We start from the raw sequence: 16,244 nt of genomic DNA, 5'->3' as shown, positions 1-16,244 counted from the left end.
AGTTCTCCTAGACCTGACGGCGCAGCAGGCGCAGGCCCATGAACACCACGAACACGGTGCCGCCTTCGTGCGCCACCACGCCCAGCGGCAGCGGCACGTGTCCGGCAATCGCCAGCGGCGAAATTAGCAGGATGACGCCGAAAGCGAAGGTCAGGTTGAATTTCACAGTGCGCCGGGCTTCGCGGGCCAGCCGCACGGCGCCGCCCAGCTTGTTCAGGTCACTCTGCATCAGCACCACGTCGGCCGATTCGATGGCCACGTCGGTACCGGAGCCGACCGCCACGCCCAGGTCGGCGCGGGCCAGGGCCGGAGCGTCGTTCACGCCGTCGCCCATCATGGCCACCGGGGCCGGCAGCTCACCGATAATCCGCAGCTTGTCTTCGGGGAGCAGCTCGTCGCGGTACTCGCTGAGGCCCACTTCCTGCGCCACGCCGGCGGCCTTCAGCCCGGCCACTGCCTGAGCGATGCCGGGGCGCAGCGCGTCGGCCACGCCCATCACGCCCAGCACCTGAGAGCCCAGACCGATTACCACTGTCGAGCTGCCCTGTGCGTTCAGCTCGGCCAGGGCAGTGTCCTGGGCAGGGGTCAGTGACGCACCTTCACGCTGCATCAGCCGCAGATTGCCGGCCCAGGCCTTATCGCCATTTTCTGTCCGCGCTTCGATGCCGTGGCCGGGAATGGCCTGGGCGTCACTGACCCGCTGCGGCGCAATGCCGCGCTCCTGCGCCGCCTGCACGATGGCCTGGGCGATGGGGTGCTCGGAGTGCGCTTCCAGGCCGGCGGCCAGCGCCAGCGCGGCCGGTTCGTCGTCGGCCACGGTGCGGGTCAGGGTCATCTTGGCCTGGGTCAGGGTGCCGGTCTTATCGAAGGCAACTGTATTCACGCCGGCCAAAGCGTCCAGCGCGGCGCTGCTCTTGAACAGCACACCACCTCTGGCCGCCGCTGCCATCGCGCTCAGCATCACGGCGGGGGTGGAAATTACCACGGCGCAGGGGCTGGCGACCACCATAAAGGTCATGGCGCGGTACCAGGCCGCCGCCGTCTCCAGCCCGCCCAGGAAATGCAGCCCGGCGAACACCAGCGGCACCGCCAGCAGCACGGTGGTGGCGTAGGGGCTTTCCCAGCGTTCGGTCAGCGTTTCGGTGCGGCTTTTCTCGGTCTGGGCTTGTTCCATCAGGCCCACCAGCCGTGCCAGGGTACTTTCTCCGGCGGGGCGCACGACTTCGGCCTCCACGCTGCCGTTCAGGTTCACGGTGCCCGACGCCAGCTCGGCGCCTACGGCCTTATCCACCGGGCGGCTTTCGCCGGTGATGGGTGATTCGTCCACGGCCGTGTTGCCCTGCACCACCCGCGCGTCGGCGGCGATGCGCTCGCCGGGGCGCACCAGCAGCAGGTCGCCCACCTGAATCTCGCCCAGCTGACACCAGCGCTCCACTCCGTCACGCCGGATGGTGGCGCCTTCGGGGCTGAGGTCCATCAGCGCGGCGATGGCGTTCTTGGTGCGGCCCATCGCCCAGTCCTGCAGGGTGTTGGAGAGGCTGAACAGGAACAGCAAAATGGCGCCGTCAGCAGCTTGCCCGATGCTGGCGGCCCCCAGTGCGGCCAGCACCATCAGCAGGTCCACGTCCAGCTGGCGCTCGGTGGTCAGGGTGTGAATGGCTTCGCGGGCCGCCGGAATGCCGCCGGTCAGGAAAGCCAGCAGGTAGCCGCCCTACATCAGGGCCGGCAGCTTCAGCAGATATTCGCCCAGCAGGCCCACCAACGTCAGGCAGGTCAGCAGCACCGCGCGGCGCAGCTCGGGCGAAAGCCGGAAAGCCTGGGTGGCCGGCGCCTCCGTCTGGGGGGCCGGCGGCACTGGCTGGCCATTCTTATTGACAGTAGAAGGTGAGGTCATCTTCGGCTCCTTGGAAAGCGTTGATTATTGAGAATCGTTCCTACTAAGGATATTGTAACCTATCCTTATGCCGCTCTCAACGCAGGAAACATACCGGAGTAGTCGGGATTGAGACTGCCTGAGCAGGCCCAAAAAAACCCGCCGCCTGGGCCGGGCGACGGGGAAGGAGTAGAGAGTTCGCTCTGTATAGCTTAGTCGCTGCGGCTCCAGAGGTACTCGTCCCGCCACGGCTCGCCCCGGCGAATCTGCGGCACTGGCAGCCCCAGCACCCGCGCTCCACCCTTGACGGCCGCCCGCAGCAGCACGCGGGGGTCCATTTCGGGATAGCGCTCACGGGCAAAAGCCAGCTCATCGCGAATATCCAGCGTTTCGCCGCTCGCCACCGAGTCGGTGCCCAGCGCGACCTCAACCCCCGCCGCCAGGAACTCGGCCAGCGGAAAGCGCCCGCATTCCAGGTTGGCGTTGGAGCGCGGGCAGCTGACCACGGCGCACCCGGCCTCCGCCACCCGGCGGATGTCCTCTGCAGTCACGTTCACCATGTGCACCAGCGTGGGCCGGTGCCGCAGCACTCCCAGTTCATCCAGGTAGCGCACCGGGGTCAGGTCCGGCTCCGGCGGGCGGCCCATCACTTCCGCGAACGTGGCCGGATACAGGGCGGGCAGCCGGTGCTCCCAGATGGGGCCGGCGCCGGTGGCGTACAGTTCCAGCTCGCCAGGATGCTCGGCGGTATGAATCTGTACCGGCAGGCCCTCGCCGGCCGCGTACTCGGTCACCAGCTGCAGCAGCGGAGCGCTGACCGTGTAGGTGGCGTGCGGCGAGACCCCCACCCGCAGCCCACCGGGGCGCTCCAGCCGGCGGAAACCCTCTATCTGCTCGCGGAAGCGGGCAAAGCGTTCCTGGGCCTGCTCGGGGCGGGGCCCCAGCACCTCGAAATACAGCACGCCGCTCAGGTCTTCGCGGGGCAGCAGCGCTTCCATCACCGCCGGATCCCAGACGATGTCGCCTACCGGCTGCCCCAGCCGCGCCAGGGTTTCTGCGCCGGCCAGGGCTCCGGCCAGCCCACGCTGGGCCTGCTGGGCGACCGCCACTTCAGGAATCCAGCGAAAATAGGGCAGCGCCTGAAAGCGGTAGGCGCTCATGTCCAGGTGGGTGTGGGCGTTGGCCGGCAGCGGGGAGATGATGTCGCCGGCGTCCACCTCACGCGCCTGGGGATAATTCTGCCGCAGCAAATCCGGATGGCCGGTGGCCGCCACCGCCGGCTTGGATGCGAGGGAGCCGCGCGAGACGATCACGCCGCCGGGCGACTGCGCTCCGCCGAGGCCGGTAAAAAGGGTGCCGGCGGTATACAGGATGGGGAAGAGGTCAGCGGAGGTTTGGGCGGGCTGGGGGTCGGTCATGCCCCCAGTATCTCCCGCAGCGTCTGCCGCGCCTGCGCCACCTGAGACGCCACGGTGCAGCGCTCGCGCAGGTCGAAGCCCAGGCTAGGGCGGTCCTCTGCTGCCGGCCGCAGTTCCGAAAAAGAGCCGTGAACCGCCCGGACCCCGCTTCGCCGCAGCAATTCGGGCAGGTGGCCTGGACGGACTCCGCTGCCAGCCAGCACCTCGAAGTGGGGGCCAGCCTGGGTTTGCAAGTGCCACAGCTGGTCAGCGCCGGCCAGCGCCGTGGGGGCGCCTCCCGAGGTGAGCACGCCGCTGTACCCCCAGCCCTGCAGCTGTTCCAGACTCTGCTGCAGATCAGCGCTCAGGTCAAAAGCGCGGTGGCACACCGCCTGCAGGCCGGCCGCAGCCGCGACCTCGGCCCAGAGGCGCATGGCGGCCGCGTCCAGTTCGCCGTTTTCCGCCAGGGCGCCTACCACCACGCCGGCGGCCCCGGCCTGCGCCGCATCCTGGAGTTCTTCCGCCATCAGCCCCACTTCATCCGGGGTGAACTGGAAGGGGCCTTCGCGGACGCGTATCAGCACATGCACCGGCACGCCCAGCGCGCACACGGCGCGGGTCAGCGCCGGCGAGGGTGTCAGGCCGCCGCTGCTGAGGCCGCTGCACAGTTCCAGCCGGTCGGCGCCTCCCGAGACGGCCTGCCGGGCGCTGCTCAGGCTGTCCACGCAGACTTCCAGCAGCGGCCCGGCGGCCGGTTCCGGTGCGGCTGCCACGCTTCAGCCTTCGCCCAAGCTGGGCCGCTGCTGCGCAGCGTACATGGCGGCCCCCACGATGCCGGCTTCGTTCTTCAGGGCGGCCGGGACCACCCGGCTGCGTTCCAGCTGCACGTAAGGCAGCCATTTGTCGGCCTTTTTGCTGACGCCGCCGCCCACCACGAACAGCGTGGGGCTGAACAGCAACTCTAGGTGGTTCAGGTAACGGCTGACCCGCCCGCCCCATTCCTCGTAACTGAGGCCCTTGTCCTCGCGTACCCGCGCCGAGGCCCAGCTTTCGGCGTGCCGGGCCTTGCCACTGCGGCTTTGCAGGAAGAGGTGGCCCAGTTCGGTGTTGGGCACCAGCTGCCCGTCCATCAGCAGGGCCGAGCCGATGCCGGTGCCCAGCGTGACCACCAGTACGGTGCCCTGCACGCCCTGCGCGGCCCCGAAGCGGGCTTCGGCCAGTCCGGCGGCGTCGGCGTCGTTCAGCAGGTGCACGTCAAAGTCGTCGCCCAGACCCTGGGTCATGAAAGTATCGGCGTCCATGCCCACCCACTGCTCGCTCACGTTGGCAGCGCTCAGGGTGCGGCCCCCCTGCACGATGCCGGGAAACGTCACCCCCACCGTGCCCTGATAGTCGAAATGCCGCATCAGCTGGCCCAGCACGTCCAGCACGGCGTCCGGCTCAGCGCCCTGGGGAGTAGGGATTCGCATTCGCTCGGCCAGCAGTTCGCCGGTTGTCACATCCACTGGCGCCGCTTTCATGCCACTGCCGCCGATATCCACGCCTAAGACCACGTCCATGGGGCAAATGCTAGCAGAGAGTCCCGGGGCCGCCGCGCCCCATAAAAAAACCGCCCCGGAGGGCGGCATTCTGCTTAAGCTGAACTGAGACTCAGGCGGCCTTCTGGCCTTCGCGGGCCTGCTTGGCGGTGTCCACCAGGGCCTTGAAGGTTTCGGGTTCGCGGGCGGCGATGTCGGCCAGCACCTTGCGGTTGAGGTCCACACCGGCCAGCTTCAGGCCGTTCATGAAGGTGGAGTAGTTCATGCCGTGCAGGCGGGCGCCGGCGTTGATACGCTGGATCCACAGGCGGCGGAAGTCACGCTTCTTGTTGCGGCGGTCGCGGTACTCGTAGGTCGCGGCGTTCAGCAGGGTCTGGAAGGCATTGCGGTACTGCTTGGAGCGAGAACCCCAGAAGCCCTTGGCCCGCTTCAGGACCTTCTTGTGACGGCGGCGGCGGATGATACCAGTCTTAGCGCGAGCCATTATTTACCTCCTGCGTAAGGCTTCATCGCCTTCATACGGGCCCATTCGCTCTTGGCCAGCACAAAGCCCTTGCCCTTTTTGCTGATGTCGTTCCCGCTCTTGCCGGTGTTCTGGTGGCGCTTGCCACTCTTGAACGCCATGACTTTGCCGGTTGCCGTGATCTTAATCCGGCGGGTGGCGCTCTTCTTGGTCTTCATCTTGGGCATAGTTCTCCTTTGAGGCGGTCCGGCATCTGCGTGCAGCAGAGCCGCCGTCTGGGGGTCAGGCCACTTTCAGCTTGTGTTTTGAAAGTCGTTAGGCGCCTGTTCTTACACCCCACTTTGCCAACTGAAAATTGTAGCGTTCCGGCGGTGGCGGTTCAAGTCGCCCGGGATGGATGCTGTCCCTGCACGATTTCCAGCCGGTTGCCCCAGGGGTCCTGTAAAAAAAGGCGCGGCACGCCGGCTTCCTCGTCGGCCTGCCAGGAGACGCCATGGGTGTCCAGTTGCTGGCCCACCGCCCCCAGGTCGGCGCAGCGCAGGGCCGGATGGCCTTTGTGGCGTGCCTGGAAATCCGCTGCCACGCCGACGTGAAGTTGCCGTCCATCCGGCAGCCCGAACCAGCAGCCGCCACGGGCAGCCAGGATCGGGGGCTTGCTCAACTCCGGCAGACCCAGCACTCCGGTGAAAAATTGCCGTGCGGCCGCCTCACAGCCAGCGGGGGCCTCTATCTGCACATGGTCCAGTCCGGTCAGCAAGGTCATGCCATAAAGGTAAGGCTTGCAAGTGATGCTGTGTTGTCACCAGCAGAAGTACAATTTACAATACCAGCACGCCGCTGTGCTTGGCCTTGTCCTGCGGTTCCACGTGAATGGTGACCCGGGTACCCTCAATTTCCGTTTCCAGCACGTTTTCCAGTCGGTCACAGATGGCGTGGGCTTCCGAGACCGTCATGTCGCCCGGCACCACCAGATGAAGCTCGATAAAGGTGATGCGCCCGGCGGTGCGGGTCAGCAGGTCATGGGCTTCCAGGGCGCCCTGGGCATGCTGCGCCAGCAGTTCTCGGATGTGGGCCTGGGTCTGCGGGTCGGCGCCGGCGTCCATCAGGCCGCCCACTGAGTCGCGCATCAGGTGCCAGCCGCTCCAGAGAATATTGAGGGCCACCGCACAGGCCAGCAGCGGGTCGAGCAGGGACCAGCCGGTCAGCCGGGCCAGCACCACGCCGGCCAGCACACCGGCCGAGGACACCACGTCGCTCAGCAGGTGCTTGCCGTCGGCCTGCAGTGCGGGCGAGCGGAATTGCTGCCCGGCCCGCAGCAGCCGCGAGGCCCACAGCCCGTTGACCACCGAGGCACCCACGCTGAGCGCCAGCCCCAGCGGGGGCAGCGTGACCGGCGCCGGGTGCAGCAGGTGCGGCGCCGCTTCCCACAGGATGGCCAGGGCTGCCAGCACGATCAAGACCCCTTCCAGCACGGCGCTGAGGTACTCGGCCTTGGAGTGCCCGAAGGGGTGATTCTCGTCGGCCGGGCGTGCAGAGACCCGCAGCGCGATCAGCGCCGCAACTGCAGCTGCCACGTTGATGATGCTTTCCAGGGCGTCTGAATACAGCGCCAGCGAGCCGGTCAGCCGGTAGGCCAGCCACTTCAGGCCCAGTACCAAGGCGGCGATGCCCACGCTGCCCCAGGCCAGCCGGATCAGCCGGGGGGCAGCGGGAGCGGGGGCAGGCTGGGCAGTCATAACAGTTCAGGGTAGCAGCCGGGCCGGGGGCGTACCGCCACTTCTGCACCCTCTGGCAGCAGGAAGCCGCGCAGGGTGCCGGCGCTCAGATCAACGATCAGGTAGGGAACCGCGTAGCTGGCCGCGGCGATGTCGGTGGCGCTGGGCTGCTGTGGCCCCCGGGGGTGGCTGTGGAACAGGCCCACCAGAGACAGCTGCTGCGCGCGCAGTTCCCGCAGGGCGCGGATCAATGCGGCGGGGTCGGCGCGGTACTGCACCTCGGCCCGCTCGGCCACGTTGGGCAGCGGCACGTAGACCTGAGCCTGCCAGCCCTCGCCGCTGCTGGTCCCGCCCAGCACGCCCACGCACTCTCTGGGCTGCTCCCGGCGGGCGTGGGCCCACAGCTGCCGGCGCAGGACCAGAGGCAACCACACGGTGGACAGGGCCGCAGACATGCCCAGAGCATACCCGCTGCTCCGCTTGTCTGCCCTGTCCTCAATCTGCTGCCCTGCCTTTACCTGGCGGCCGGGCCTCAGCTTTTGTCCGGCCCGGTGTTGACCGGCCCGGTGTTGACCGGCCCAGTGTTGTCCGGCCCAGTGTTGTCCGGCCCGGCGGCGCCCGGCTGATATGCTGGGGGGCGTGTCTAAGGCCCGCAGCGCTCAGGGGCGCAAGTCAAAATCTCCGGCCTCCCGCCGCCCGGCGGTGGCCCCAGCGGCCGGCTCTCCTCTCGACAGCGAGGCCATCGGGCTGCTGCTGATCGCGCTGGGGCTGTTTCTGGCGCTGTCTTTGCTGCTGCCGCTGCTGGATTCGCTGGGCGGTGGGCGGCTGAGTGGGCACCAGCCGCAGGGGGGCTTCAATCTGACCGGCACGGTGCGGGGCTTTTTCGTGCGTTGGCTGGGCTGGGCGGCGTATCTGCTGCCGGTCATTCCGCTGGGCTACGGTGCCCTGATCTTTACCGGCCGCTCGCTGCGGCGTTTCAGCCTGCGCCTGCTGGGCGGGGCGCTGGTGGCCCTGTCGCTGTCACTGCTGACGGCGCCGTTCTGGCCGGGTGTGGCCGGGGCGCTGGCTGTGCGGCTGCTGCACCCGGTGCTGGCGACGGTCGGGCTGGCCGCGCTGCTGCTGCCGCTGGCCCTGCTGCTGCTGGGGCTGGACCTGCTGCGCGGTCAGGCTCCGCTGAGCCATTTCCGGCAGGTGGGCCGGGGCTTTAGCCGCGCCGCCGTGTCGGGGGCCGACCGAATGGAAGATCTGGTGCAGGAACGCCGCGAGGGCCGCGAGGTGGCCCGCTCACGCGGCGCGCTGCGCGGTGAGCTGCGCCGGCACCTCTCGCAGCTGAGCGGCCTGCTGGAGCTGCGCCCCGAACATCCCGAACTGAAGCTGCAAGAAGGCGAGGTGCGGGCGGTGCTGGCCGAGGTACGTGGGCTGTCCGAGCAGGACGTGACCCACTACACGGCCGCCCTGCAGGACTGGGACCGCGCCCTGGAAGCTGCTGCCGTGCAGGAAATCGAAGCCCTGCGGGCGCGCCTGAGCAGCGAGAGCCAGCCGGCCGGCGACGTGGGTACCCAGGTGGAGGAAAAAGCCGAGGCGATTCGCCGGGGTCGCTGCGAGCTGGGCGCCGAATTGCACGCCACCCAGGCCAGCGCCGCGCTGGATGAGGTCCGCCACCGCCTGGTGGGTGAACTGACCCGTCTCGCGCAGCGGGCCGGCCGGCTGGAACGGGCCCGCAGCGCCGCCGATGCCCAGCTGGCCAAGGCTGCCAGGAACGGCAAAAAGGCTCCCGCCCTAGCGGCCCGGCTCAAGCTGCTGGGCCGGGAAAGTCGCGCCCATGCCGGCCGGCAGGAAGGCTGGCAAGCGCTGGCTGACGCTTGGACTGACTGGCAGACCCTGGAACCGCTATTCAGTGGCTGGCCCGACCTGGCCGCCGCTTATGACCGCTCGCCCAGCGAGGAAGCCGGCGCGGCGCTGGCCAAAGCGCTGGCTGCTCAGCCGCTGGATACCCTGCGCGAGCGGGCCGCCTGGACTGCAGCGCTGCAGGACGGCACCTTTCCGGCGCCGGTGGGCGGCATGCCGGCGGGGCAAGCCGCCCCTGTTATGTCTCCGGCCCCCGCGTCCGCGGCTCATCCCAAGCCGGCCCGCGCCCGGCCCGCCGCTGCGGCCAAGGTTGCTATCGAGGCAGAGCCCCCGGCCACCGACCCGGCCCTGGCTTTCGACTTTGCCGGCGATGTGCTGGAGGAACTGGCGCCCGCTGCACCGCCTGCCCCAACACGAAACCGCAGTGCAGCGTCCCCGGTTCCCCGCCCCGGCCCCACTGAGGAAGTGGACCCGGCCGCTGAAGTGGAGCCAGCTGACGACTGGCAACCTCCAGCTCCGCTGGCCCAGCCTGCACAGCGCACCGCCGACACCCCGCCCTGGGAGGGCTCCCGGGTGGGCGCCGCCCGCATGACGGTCAGCAGCCACGCGGCCCCGGAGCGCCCCCAACCGCAGCCTCAGCAGGCCGAGCGGCCCAAGCAGGGCGCGCTGGAACTGGCGCTGCCCTCCACCGACCTGCTGGACCCCATTCCGGCGGCGGCCCTCAACACCGCCGCGCTGGATGTGTCGGCCCGGCAGCGGGCGGCGCTGATCGACCAGACCCTGGCCGAATTCAACCTGCAAGCCCGGGTGGTGGACTTTGCCCGTGGACCCACCGTGACCCGCTACGAAATCGAGCCGGCCCCCGGCGAGAAAATCAGCCGCATCGCTTCGCTCTCCAACGACCTGGCCCGCGCGCTGGCGGTGGCGGGCGTGCGTATCGAGGCACCGGTGCCGGGCAAGAGCGTGATCGGCCTGGAAGTGCCCAACGCCGACCGCGAGCCGGTCACCTTTCACCAGGCGGTGGCTGCGCCCTCCTTCCAGCGCTCCAAGGCGGCGCTGCCCATCATCCTGGGCAAAAGCATTGACGGCGAGTTGCTGGTGGGCGACCTGGCCAAGATGCCACACCTCCTGATTGCCGGCTCGACCGGCTCGGGCAAGTCAGTGTGCGTCAACACCCTGATCAACTCGCTGCTGTTCCGCTTTTATCCCCAGGAACTGCGCTTCCTCATGATCGACCCCAAGATGGTGGAGCTGACTCCCTACGACGGCATTCCCCATCTGGTGCGCGGCGTGGTGACCAACCCGGTGGACGCCGCCGGGGTGCTGCTGGGCGCGGTGGCCCACATGGAGCGCCGCTACAAGATGATGAGCCAGGTGGGCGCCAAGAACCTGGGGCAGTTCAACGCCAAGATGCGCCAGACTGGCGAGCCGGAGTTGCCGCACCTGATCATCATCATCGACGAGCTGGCCGACCTGATGATCACCAGCCCCAAGGAGGTGGAAGCGGCCATTATGCGCCTGGCCCAGATGGCGCGCGCCACCGGCATGCACCTGGTGCTGGCGACCCAGCGGCCCAGCGTGGACATCCTGACCTCGCTCATCAAGGTGAACGTGCCGGCGCGGGTGGCTTTTGCGGTCAGCTCCGGGCACGATTCGCGCACCATTCTGGATTCGCTGGGGGCCGAGCGCCTGACCGGCATGGGCGACATGCTGTTTTACCAGCCGGGCCTGATCAAGCCGGTGCGGTTGCAGGGGCCGTTTATCAGCGAGGAAGAATCGGTGCGGGTCACTGGCCAGCTCAAGCGGATGATTTTTGAAGACCAGTTCGCGGAAGCTTACGGCGCAGACTTTGACGGCGCAGTGATGGCCGAAGGCCCCGGCGCCGACCCCGCCCAGATGGATTTCTCGGACCCCTACCTGCGCCAGGCGGCGCAGATCGTGGTGGAAGAGGGCCAGGGCAGCGTCTCGCGGCTGCAGCGCCGCCTCAGCGTGGGCCACGCCCGCGCCGGCAAGCTGATGGACATGCTCGAAGCGATGGGCATTGTCAGCAAGCACCAGGGCAGCAAGCCGCGCGATGTGCTTATTACCGAAGCCGACCTGCCGGAGTATTTCGGGCGCTGAGCTGAGGGAAGGGATGGGGGGGCGCCGACCAGCGCTGCAGCATGCTAGGGTCAGCCCATGAAAAGAGCTGATGCTCTGGCTGCCCTCTTGCTGTGCAGTGGCGCGGGTCTGGCAGCGCCTGCCCACGCCGCAGAGGTGAAACCGGTGTTTGCGGGAGAAGAGGCGTGGCCTATCGTGCCGCCCACCCGTTGTCCTAAGCTGCTGCAGGCCGCCTCAGTTCAGCAAAATGGCGCCAGTGTGCCGGAAAAGATTTACCGCTACGGGGCGCAGCTACAGACGGGCCAGCCCCTCCAGGTGGGCAGCTGCTGGAAAGGTAGACTGAACGGTGACCTGTTTATCCTGACCGGCTACACTTCTGCCTCTGCCGAAGGAGCGGTCATGCTGCAGTACCGTGGGCGAACCACTGTGCAGCCCTTGGGGCTGGGCACGCCGAATGTCCTGGCTTTTACCGGCCGGGCCGTCTGCTACTTGCCGAATCCGGCCAAAGGGATAGTGCAGGGCTTCGATATCGTCACCGGCCGCTCAGTCGCTGTGGGGGTTTGCCCTCAGCCGGCTGAGAGCCGCTCTGTCCTCGGCCTGAACAAAAGCTATCCTTTCGGCTACGGCGTGCGGCGCCTGGACGATTGAGCGGTTACTGCTTGATCACGGGGGAGGGCCACCGGCGGCTGTTAAGCCCAGCAGTGCCCGCGCTCCGCTTTCGCACTCCCGGCGGTAAGCGTGCAGGTCGGGCTGCTCCTCGGCCACGAAGCGCAGGCTGAGGCCCTCGACCAGCGCGCGGAGTTGCCGGGCGCGGGCGTCGGTGCCGCTCACGCCACCCAGCCGGGCCAGTTCCAGGTCCAGGGCGTGGGTCTGCGTCAGAAACTCGCGCTGCACGGCCATCAGTGCAGGGTCGTGGGCGGCGGCACTCTGAAAGTCCAGCCACACGGTATAAAAGCGCCGGGTGTTCTCTACGCCGTAAAACTGGTTTTCTACGTAGGCCCGCAGCTTGGCTTCGGGCGTTTCTGCCTGCCGCAGCGCCCGGCGAGTGGCGGCGGTCATGGTGCGGGTAAAGCGCTGCATCGCCGCCGTGAGCAGCCCCGCCTTGGAGCCGAAATGGTACATCAGCGTGCCGCGGCTCACACCAGCCTCGGCGGCGATATCGGCCAGGGTCACAGCGTGGTAGCCGCGCTCATAGATGGCCTGATAGACCGCGACCACCAGCGCAGTGCGGCGCTGCCGGTCCTGAATGGGGTCTACCCGGCGCGCCACAGCCTGCTCCCGCCGCTCCAGCGGCCCTCAGCCGGCATCGAATTCAATCCAGCGGGCCAGGTCAGGCCAGCAGGTGGCCGGCAGCGCGGCGGCCGCCTGCGAGCGGCCCGGCGGCAGCGCCGAAATGGTGCGGGCGCGGGTGCTGCCGGTCACGGTCCTGAGCACACCGCCCTGCGACAGGTACAGCTGCGCCACCTGGGCTTCACCCTGAGCACTGGGATAGACATAGGAGGCGAACAGGCCCCAGGTTTGCCCGCGTAATACCGGCCGCACCTGAATGTCCCGCACGCCCTGGCGGCTCAGCCCAGTCTTCAGGGCGCCGGCCAGCCGTGCGGCCGAGGCTTGGTCGCGCAGCAGCGGAAACGCTTGCCCCCGCCGCTCAGCGCGGTAGGTACACTGCCGGGCCGGGTCGGCCCACTGTCCAGCGGAAACCTCAGTCCATTTTCCCTGCGGAGCTGCGTGGGCGGCAGGCAGGAGGGCGAACAACGACAGGGCAGTGACAAACAGCGGGCGGCGCACGCCCCGTATCCTAGCGCGGCGCCCTCCGAATGGAGGCTCACTTTCCGCTAGGCTGTGCCCTATGCCCGTTTTTGCGGTGGATAAACCTCTTGGCTTGACGTCCCACGATGTGGTGGGCCGGGTGCGGCGGCTGCGCGGCACCCGGCGGGTCGGACACACCGGCACCCTGGACCCGCTGGCGACCGGCGTGCTGGTGGTCTGCGTAGAAGACAGCACCAAAGTGGTGCAGTTTATGGAGCGTGACTCCAAGGACTATCTGGCCTGGGTCAGCCTGGGAGGCAGCACCCCGACCCTGGACGCCGAAGGTCCGCTGGAGACCCGGTCGCCTGCTGACATGCCGTCACAGGCCGCGTTGGAGGAAGCTCTAGCCGGCTTTCTGGGCGACATTCAGCAGGTGCCGCCGCAGTACAGCGCCATTCAGGTGGGCGGCCGCCGGGCCTACGATGTGGCGCGGCGCGGAGGAGAGCTGGACCTGCCGGCCCGCCCGGTGACCATTCACCGGCTGGAGTTGCTGGGCGTCTACTCGTCGCTGGCGCAGGCACCGCAGCGGGTGAGCCGGGGTGCGGGCGGGTGGGCGCCGGACCCGGCCGGCCGCGAGGTGCCATTGCCGCCCGCCCTGGGCGAGTTTCCCACCCTGCTGCTCCGCGCTTCGGTGGGCAGCGGGACCTATCTGCGCTCGCTGGCCCGCGACCTGGGCACGGCGCTGGGCCAGCCGGCGCACCTTTCGGGCCTGCTGCGCACCCGCGCCGGCGCCTATGACCTGGCCGACTGCCTGCCGCTGGACGCGGTGGCCGACGCCGAGGGCCACTCTGACCTGAGCGCCCTGCCGTTTCCACAAGTGGAGGTCTCCGAGCAGACAGCTGCCGAACTGCGCCAGGGCAAGCGCCCCCGCTGCGCCGAAACGGGCCGCCTGACCGTGACCCACGCCGGCCGGCTGGTGGCTGTGGTGGACGGCGACGGTGAGCAGTGGAAAGTGGTGCGGGCCTGGAACTGAGCCGGCCGCAGCCCGCCAGCGCCCCCTTGCTAGACTGGGCGGATGAAGCGCGACCTAGACCGTTCTTTCGGCCCCCAGGACGAGGGCCCCGATATTGACGTGGAGGAGCTGGTAGAGTTCCTGGCTCAGCAGGTGGTGGATGACCCGGCGCAGGTGCAGGTGTACCGCCAGGGCCAGACCCTGCTGATCCGGGTGGGCGAGGGTGAAGAAGGCCGGCTGATCGGCCGCCAGGGCCGGGTCATTCAGGCCATTCGCACCCTGGCCCGCAGCGCCACCTCGCCCCGCGCCCGGCTGACGGTGGATTTGGACGGCCCGCGCGCAGGCCAGGGCAGTGGCCGCTCCTCCTTCTCCAGCCGGGAGCGCCGCTCGTGAACGCCCCCGAGAACACCACCCGGGTGGGCTATTTTCTGGGGCCGCAGGGCCTCAAGGGCGGCATCAAGCTGTTCGTGGTGGGCGAGGCCGAGCAGCTGGCCGAGCTGCCCCGCGTGTGGGTGGAAGGCTGGGGCTGGCTGAAGCTGCGCCGCACCGAGCTGACCTACCCCGGCATCGCCCTCTTCCTGAGTGGCATAGAGACTCGCGAGGCCGCTGCCGACCTGCGCGGCGCCCAGGTTTACGCCCACGACAATGAGTTGCCGGGGCTGGAAGAAGGCAGCTACTACTACCATCAGCTGCGCGGCCTGCCGGTGCTGAGCGGCGGCGCACAGGTCGGTGACGTGGTGGATGTGATGGACATGGGCTACCAGGACCTGCTGGTGGTCTCGCATGAGTACGGTGAGTCGCAGGTGCCGCTGCAGGCGCCCTACGTGGTGATTGAAGAAGATGACAGTGGCCAGCCGGCCCGCATTCTGCTGACCGAGGACACCCCGGCGGGCCTATTGGGCGAGCCGGATGCTGCGGAGAGCTGGGACGACGACTGGGACGGGGCAGACGACCGGCCAGCAGGAGCGGACGAAGAAGAGTGAGCCCGGTGCTGACTTTTTCCGTGCTGACCCTGTTCCCTGAACTGCTGCGCCCCTTTGCCGCCGAGGCCCTGCTGGGCAAGGCACAGGAGCGCGGGCTGGTGCAGGTGAATCTGCACGACCTGCGGCAGTGGTCCGGCAACCGGCACCACAAGGTGGATGACACCCCTTACGGCGGCGGCGCCGGTATGGTGATTCGGGTGGACGTGGTGGCCCGCGCCCTGGAAGCACTGCGTGAGCAGGGGCCGGTAGACGAAGTGGTGATGCTGACCCCGGCCGGCGAGACTTTCCGGCAGGCTACCGCTGAAGCCTGGGCCGCGCGCGGCGGCCACTGGGTGATTCTGTGCGGACGCTATGAAGGCTTTGACGCCCGCGTGGAGCGGCTGGTCACCCGCGAAGTGAGCATCGGTGACTTTGTGATGATGGGCGGCGAGGCGGCGGCCGCCTGCATCATGGAAGCGGTGGCGCGGCTGATCCCCGGCGTGCTGGGCGCGGAAGCTTCGCATCAGGACGATTCGTTCAGTTCGGGTCTGCTGGACTATCCGGAATATACCCGCCCGCAGGTCTGGGAAGGGGAGGGGGTGCCGGAGATTCTGCAGGGCGGCAACCACGGCGCCATTGCCGCCTGGCGGCGAGCACAGGCGCTGGGCCGCACCCTGGAACGCCGCCCCGACCTGCTGCCCACCGCCGGCCTGACCCCACAGGACTCTGCCGAACTGCTGCGGCTGGGAGCCAGCACCGAACAGCTGGCCGGCTGGAATGCCCCCGAGCCGCCCAGGCCAAAAGCCAAACGGCGTAAGAAAAAAGCCGCAGAGCCGGCATAAAAAAAGCCCCCGCAGGGGGGGGCAGCGTCAGAGGGGGCGCTCAGACGCCCAGGCGCTCGCGGCCACGGCGGGTCATCAGTTCCGGGTGGCCGGTGTCCAGCAGCGCCTCGTCGCGAATGCGGCAGGAGTCGCACAGGCCACAGGGCTCGGTGCCCCCGCTGTAGCAGCTCCAGGTGAGGTCCACCGGCACGCCCACGTCCAGCGCGGTGCGGACGATATCGGCCTTACTCATCTCCAGCAGCGGGGCGACCAGTCGTGCGCCGTGCCCCTCGCGGCCAGCCATCGTGGCCAGGTCGGCCAGGGTCTGGTAGGCGGCCAGATAGTCGGGCCGGCAGTCGGGATAGCCGGAGTAATCCACCGCCGTGATGCCCAGGTGCAGGCTGCCTGCGTCTATCGCTTCGGCCAGGGAAAGACCCACCGCAATAAAGACGGTGTTGCGCCCCGGCACGTAGGTGGGCGGAATCACGCCGCCCGGGGTGGCGTCCAGCGGCACGTCAATGGCCTGGTCGGTCAGAGCGCTGCCGCCAAAACTGCCGATGTTGATGTCAATGATGCGGTGTTCCGCCCCGAAGTGCGCGGCAATCTTGGCGGCCCGTTCCAGCTCCACGGTATGGCGCTGGCCGTAGCGAAAACTCAGGGCCGCCGGCTGGTAGCCGTTTCGGACGGCCAGGCCCAGCACCGTGCTGGAATCCAGCCCGCCCGACAGCAGCACCACGGCGCGGGGGTTGTCGTTGGGGAAAGTCAT

The 16,244-nt window shown here is 68.6% G+C and carries 19 protein-coding genes; 6 read left to right on the top strand and 13 right to left on the bottom strand.

Annotation, left to right across the window (positions count from 1 at the left end; genetic code table 11):
• Positions 1-7 precede the first annotated feature (7 nt).
• From OCI36_RS05755 to OCI36_RS05710, 10 genes are all read right to left on the bottom strand, one after another.
• Entirely contained in the window at positions 8-1,624 is a 1,617-nt protein-coding gene (locus OCI36_RS05755; protein ID WP_261664128.1) for a heavy metal translocating P-type ATPase, read from the bottom strand.
• Positions 1,625-1,711: 87 nt separating this feature from the next.
• Complete coding sequence (locus tag OCI36_RS05750) at positions 1,712-1,894, bottom strand: hypothetical protein (RefSeq protein WP_261664127.1); 183 nt, start codon at positions 1,892-1,894, stop codon at positions 1,712-1,714.
• Between the two features lie 191 nt (positions 1,895-2,085).
• Positions 2,086-3,291: an amidohydrolase family protein gene (locus tag OCI36_RS05745; protein ID WP_261664126.1), complete on the bottom strand. Its 1,206-nt coding sequence runs from the start codon at positions 3,289-3,291 to the stop codon at positions 2,086-2,088.
• Positions 3,288-4,043 (bottom strand): copper homeostasis protein CutC, encoded by a 756-nt coding sequence (locus OCI36_RS05740; RefSeq protein ID WP_261664125.1) that lies wholly within the window; start codon positions 4,041-4,043, stop codon positions 3,288-3,290. The genes OCI36_RS05745 and OCI36_RS05740 overlap by 4 nt, the downstream gene beginning before the upstream one ends.
• Positions 4,044-4,046: 3 nt before the next feature.
• The gene (gene ppgK / locus OCI36_RS05735) at positions 4,047-4,829 is read right to left on the bottom strand and encodes a polyphosphate--glucose phosphotransferase (protein ID WP_261664124.1); all 783 of its coding nucleotides are present in this window, start codon (positions 4,827-4,829) and stop codon (positions 4,047-4,049) included.
• A 91-nt stretch (positions 4,830-4,920) separates the two neighbouring features.
• Entirely contained in the window at positions 4,921-5,292 is a 372-nt protein-coding gene (gene rplT, locus OCI36_RS05730; RefSeq protein WP_261664123.1) for a 50S ribosomal protein L20, read from the bottom strand.
• A complete protein-coding gene (rpmI, locus tag OCI36_RS05725; protein ID WP_261664122.1) occupies positions 5,292-5,498 on the bottom strand; it encodes a 50S ribosomal protein L35 in 207 nt (68 codons plus the stop codon). Before rpmI ends, rplT begins: the two co-directional genes overlap by 1 nt.
• 152 nt (positions 5,499-5,650) lie before the next feature.
• Positions 5,651-6,034 (bottom strand): VOC family protein, encoded by a 384-nt coding sequence (locus OCI36_RS05720; RefSeq protein ID WP_261664121.1) that lies wholly within the window; start codon positions 6,032-6,034, stop codon positions 5,651-5,653.
• A 55-nt stretch (positions 6,035-6,089) separates the two neighbouring features.
• A complete protein-coding gene (locus OCI36_RS05715; RefSeq protein WP_261664120.1) occupies positions 6,090-7,007 on the bottom strand; it encodes a cation diffusion facilitator family transporter in 918 nt (305 codons plus the stop codon).
• Positions 7,004-7,441: a M67 family metallopeptidase gene (locus OCI36_RS05710; RefSeq protein ID WP_261664119.1), complete on the bottom strand. Its 438-nt coding sequence runs from the start codon at positions 7,439-7,441 to the stop codon at positions 7,004-7,006. The genes OCI36_RS05715 and OCI36_RS05710 overlap by 4 nt, the downstream gene beginning before the upstream one ends.
• 172 nt (positions 7,442-7,613) lie before the next feature.
• Between OCI36_RS05710 and OCI36_RS05705 the strand changes: the two genes are divergently transcribed.
• Both OCI36_RS05705 and OCI36_RS05700 read left to right on the top strand, forming a co-directional pair.
• The gene (locus OCI36_RS05705; RefSeq protein WP_261664118.1) at positions 7,614-10,955 is read left to right on the top strand and encodes a DNA translocase FtsK; all 3,342 of its coding nucleotides are present in this window, start codon (positions 7,614-7,616) and stop codon (positions 10,953-10,955) included.
• 57 nt (positions 10,956-11,012) lie between these two features.
• Positions 11,013-11,582 carry a hypothetical protein gene (locus tag OCI36_RS05700; RefSeq protein ID WP_261664117.1) on the top strand — a complete coding sequence of 190 codons (570 nt, stop codon included), beginning with the start codon at positions 11,013-11,015 and terminating at the stop codon, positions 11,580-11,582.
• Between the two features lie 15 nt (positions 11,583-11,597).
• Here OCI36_RS05700 and OCI36_RS05695 read toward each other — a convergent pair whose 3' ends face one another.
• Positions 11,598-12,203 (bottom strand): TetR family transcriptional regulator, encoded by a 606-nt coding sequence (locus OCI36_RS05695; RefSeq protein WP_261664116.1) that lies wholly within the window; start codon positions 12,201-12,203, stop codon positions 11,598-11,600.
• A gap of 27 nt (positions 12,204-12,230) precedes the next feature.
• Positions 12,231-12,722 carry a hypothetical protein gene (locus OCI36_RS05690; protein ID WP_261664115.1) on the bottom strand — a complete coding sequence of 164 codons (492 nt, stop codon included), beginning with the start codon at positions 12,720-12,722 and terminating at the stop codon, positions 12,231-12,233.
• 61 nt (positions 12,723-12,783) lie between these two features.
• Between OCI36_RS05690 and truB the strand changes: the two genes are divergently transcribed.
• Genes truB through trmD form a run of 4 tightly spaced genes read left to right on the top strand, consistent with a single transcriptional unit; the run spans position 12,784 to position 15,499 of the window.
• Complete coding sequence (gene truB / locus OCI36_RS05685) at positions 12,784-13,716, top strand: tRNA pseudouridine(55) synthase TruB (RefSeq protein ID WP_261664114.1); 933 nt, start codon at positions 12,784-12,786, stop codon at positions 13,714-13,716.
• A gap of 42 nt (positions 13,717-13,758) precedes the next feature.
• Positions 13,759-14,088 (top strand): KH domain-containing protein, encoded by a 330-nt coding sequence (locus OCI36_RS05680; RefSeq protein WP_261664113.1) that lies wholly within the window; start codon positions 13,759-13,761, stop codon positions 14,086-14,088.
• Positions 14,085-14,678 carry a ribosome maturation factor RimM gene (gene rimM, locus OCI36_RS05675; RefSeq protein ID WP_261664112.1) on the top strand — a complete coding sequence of 198 codons (594 nt, stop codon included), beginning with the start codon at positions 14,085-14,087 and terminating at the stop codon, positions 14,676-14,678. The genes OCI36_RS05680 and rimM overlap by 4 nt, the downstream gene beginning before the upstream one ends.
• 5 nt (positions 14,679-14,683) lie before the next feature.
• Complete coding sequence (gene trmD, locus OCI36_RS05670; RefSeq protein WP_261664111.1) at positions 14,684-15,499, top strand: tRNA (guanosine(37)-N1)-methyltransferase TrmD; 816 nt, start codon at positions 14,684-14,686, stop codon at positions 15,497-15,499.
• Positions 15,500-15,539: 40 nt separating this feature from the next.
• Here trmD and queC read toward each other — a convergent pair whose 3' ends face one another.
• Complete coding sequence (queC, locus tag OCI36_RS05665) at positions 15,540-16,244, bottom strand: 7-cyano-7-deazaguanine synthase QueC (RefSeq protein ID WP_261664110.1); 705 nt, start codon at positions 16,242-16,244, stop codon at positions 15,540-15,542.

Origin of the sequence: Deinococcus sp. Marseille-Q6407, from assembly GCF_946848805.1 — a bacterium.
Lineage (GTDB): Bacteria > Deinococcota > Deinococci > Deinococcales > Deinococcaceae > Deinococcus.
This window is presented reverse-complemented; position numbering and strand designations above follow the sequence as displayed.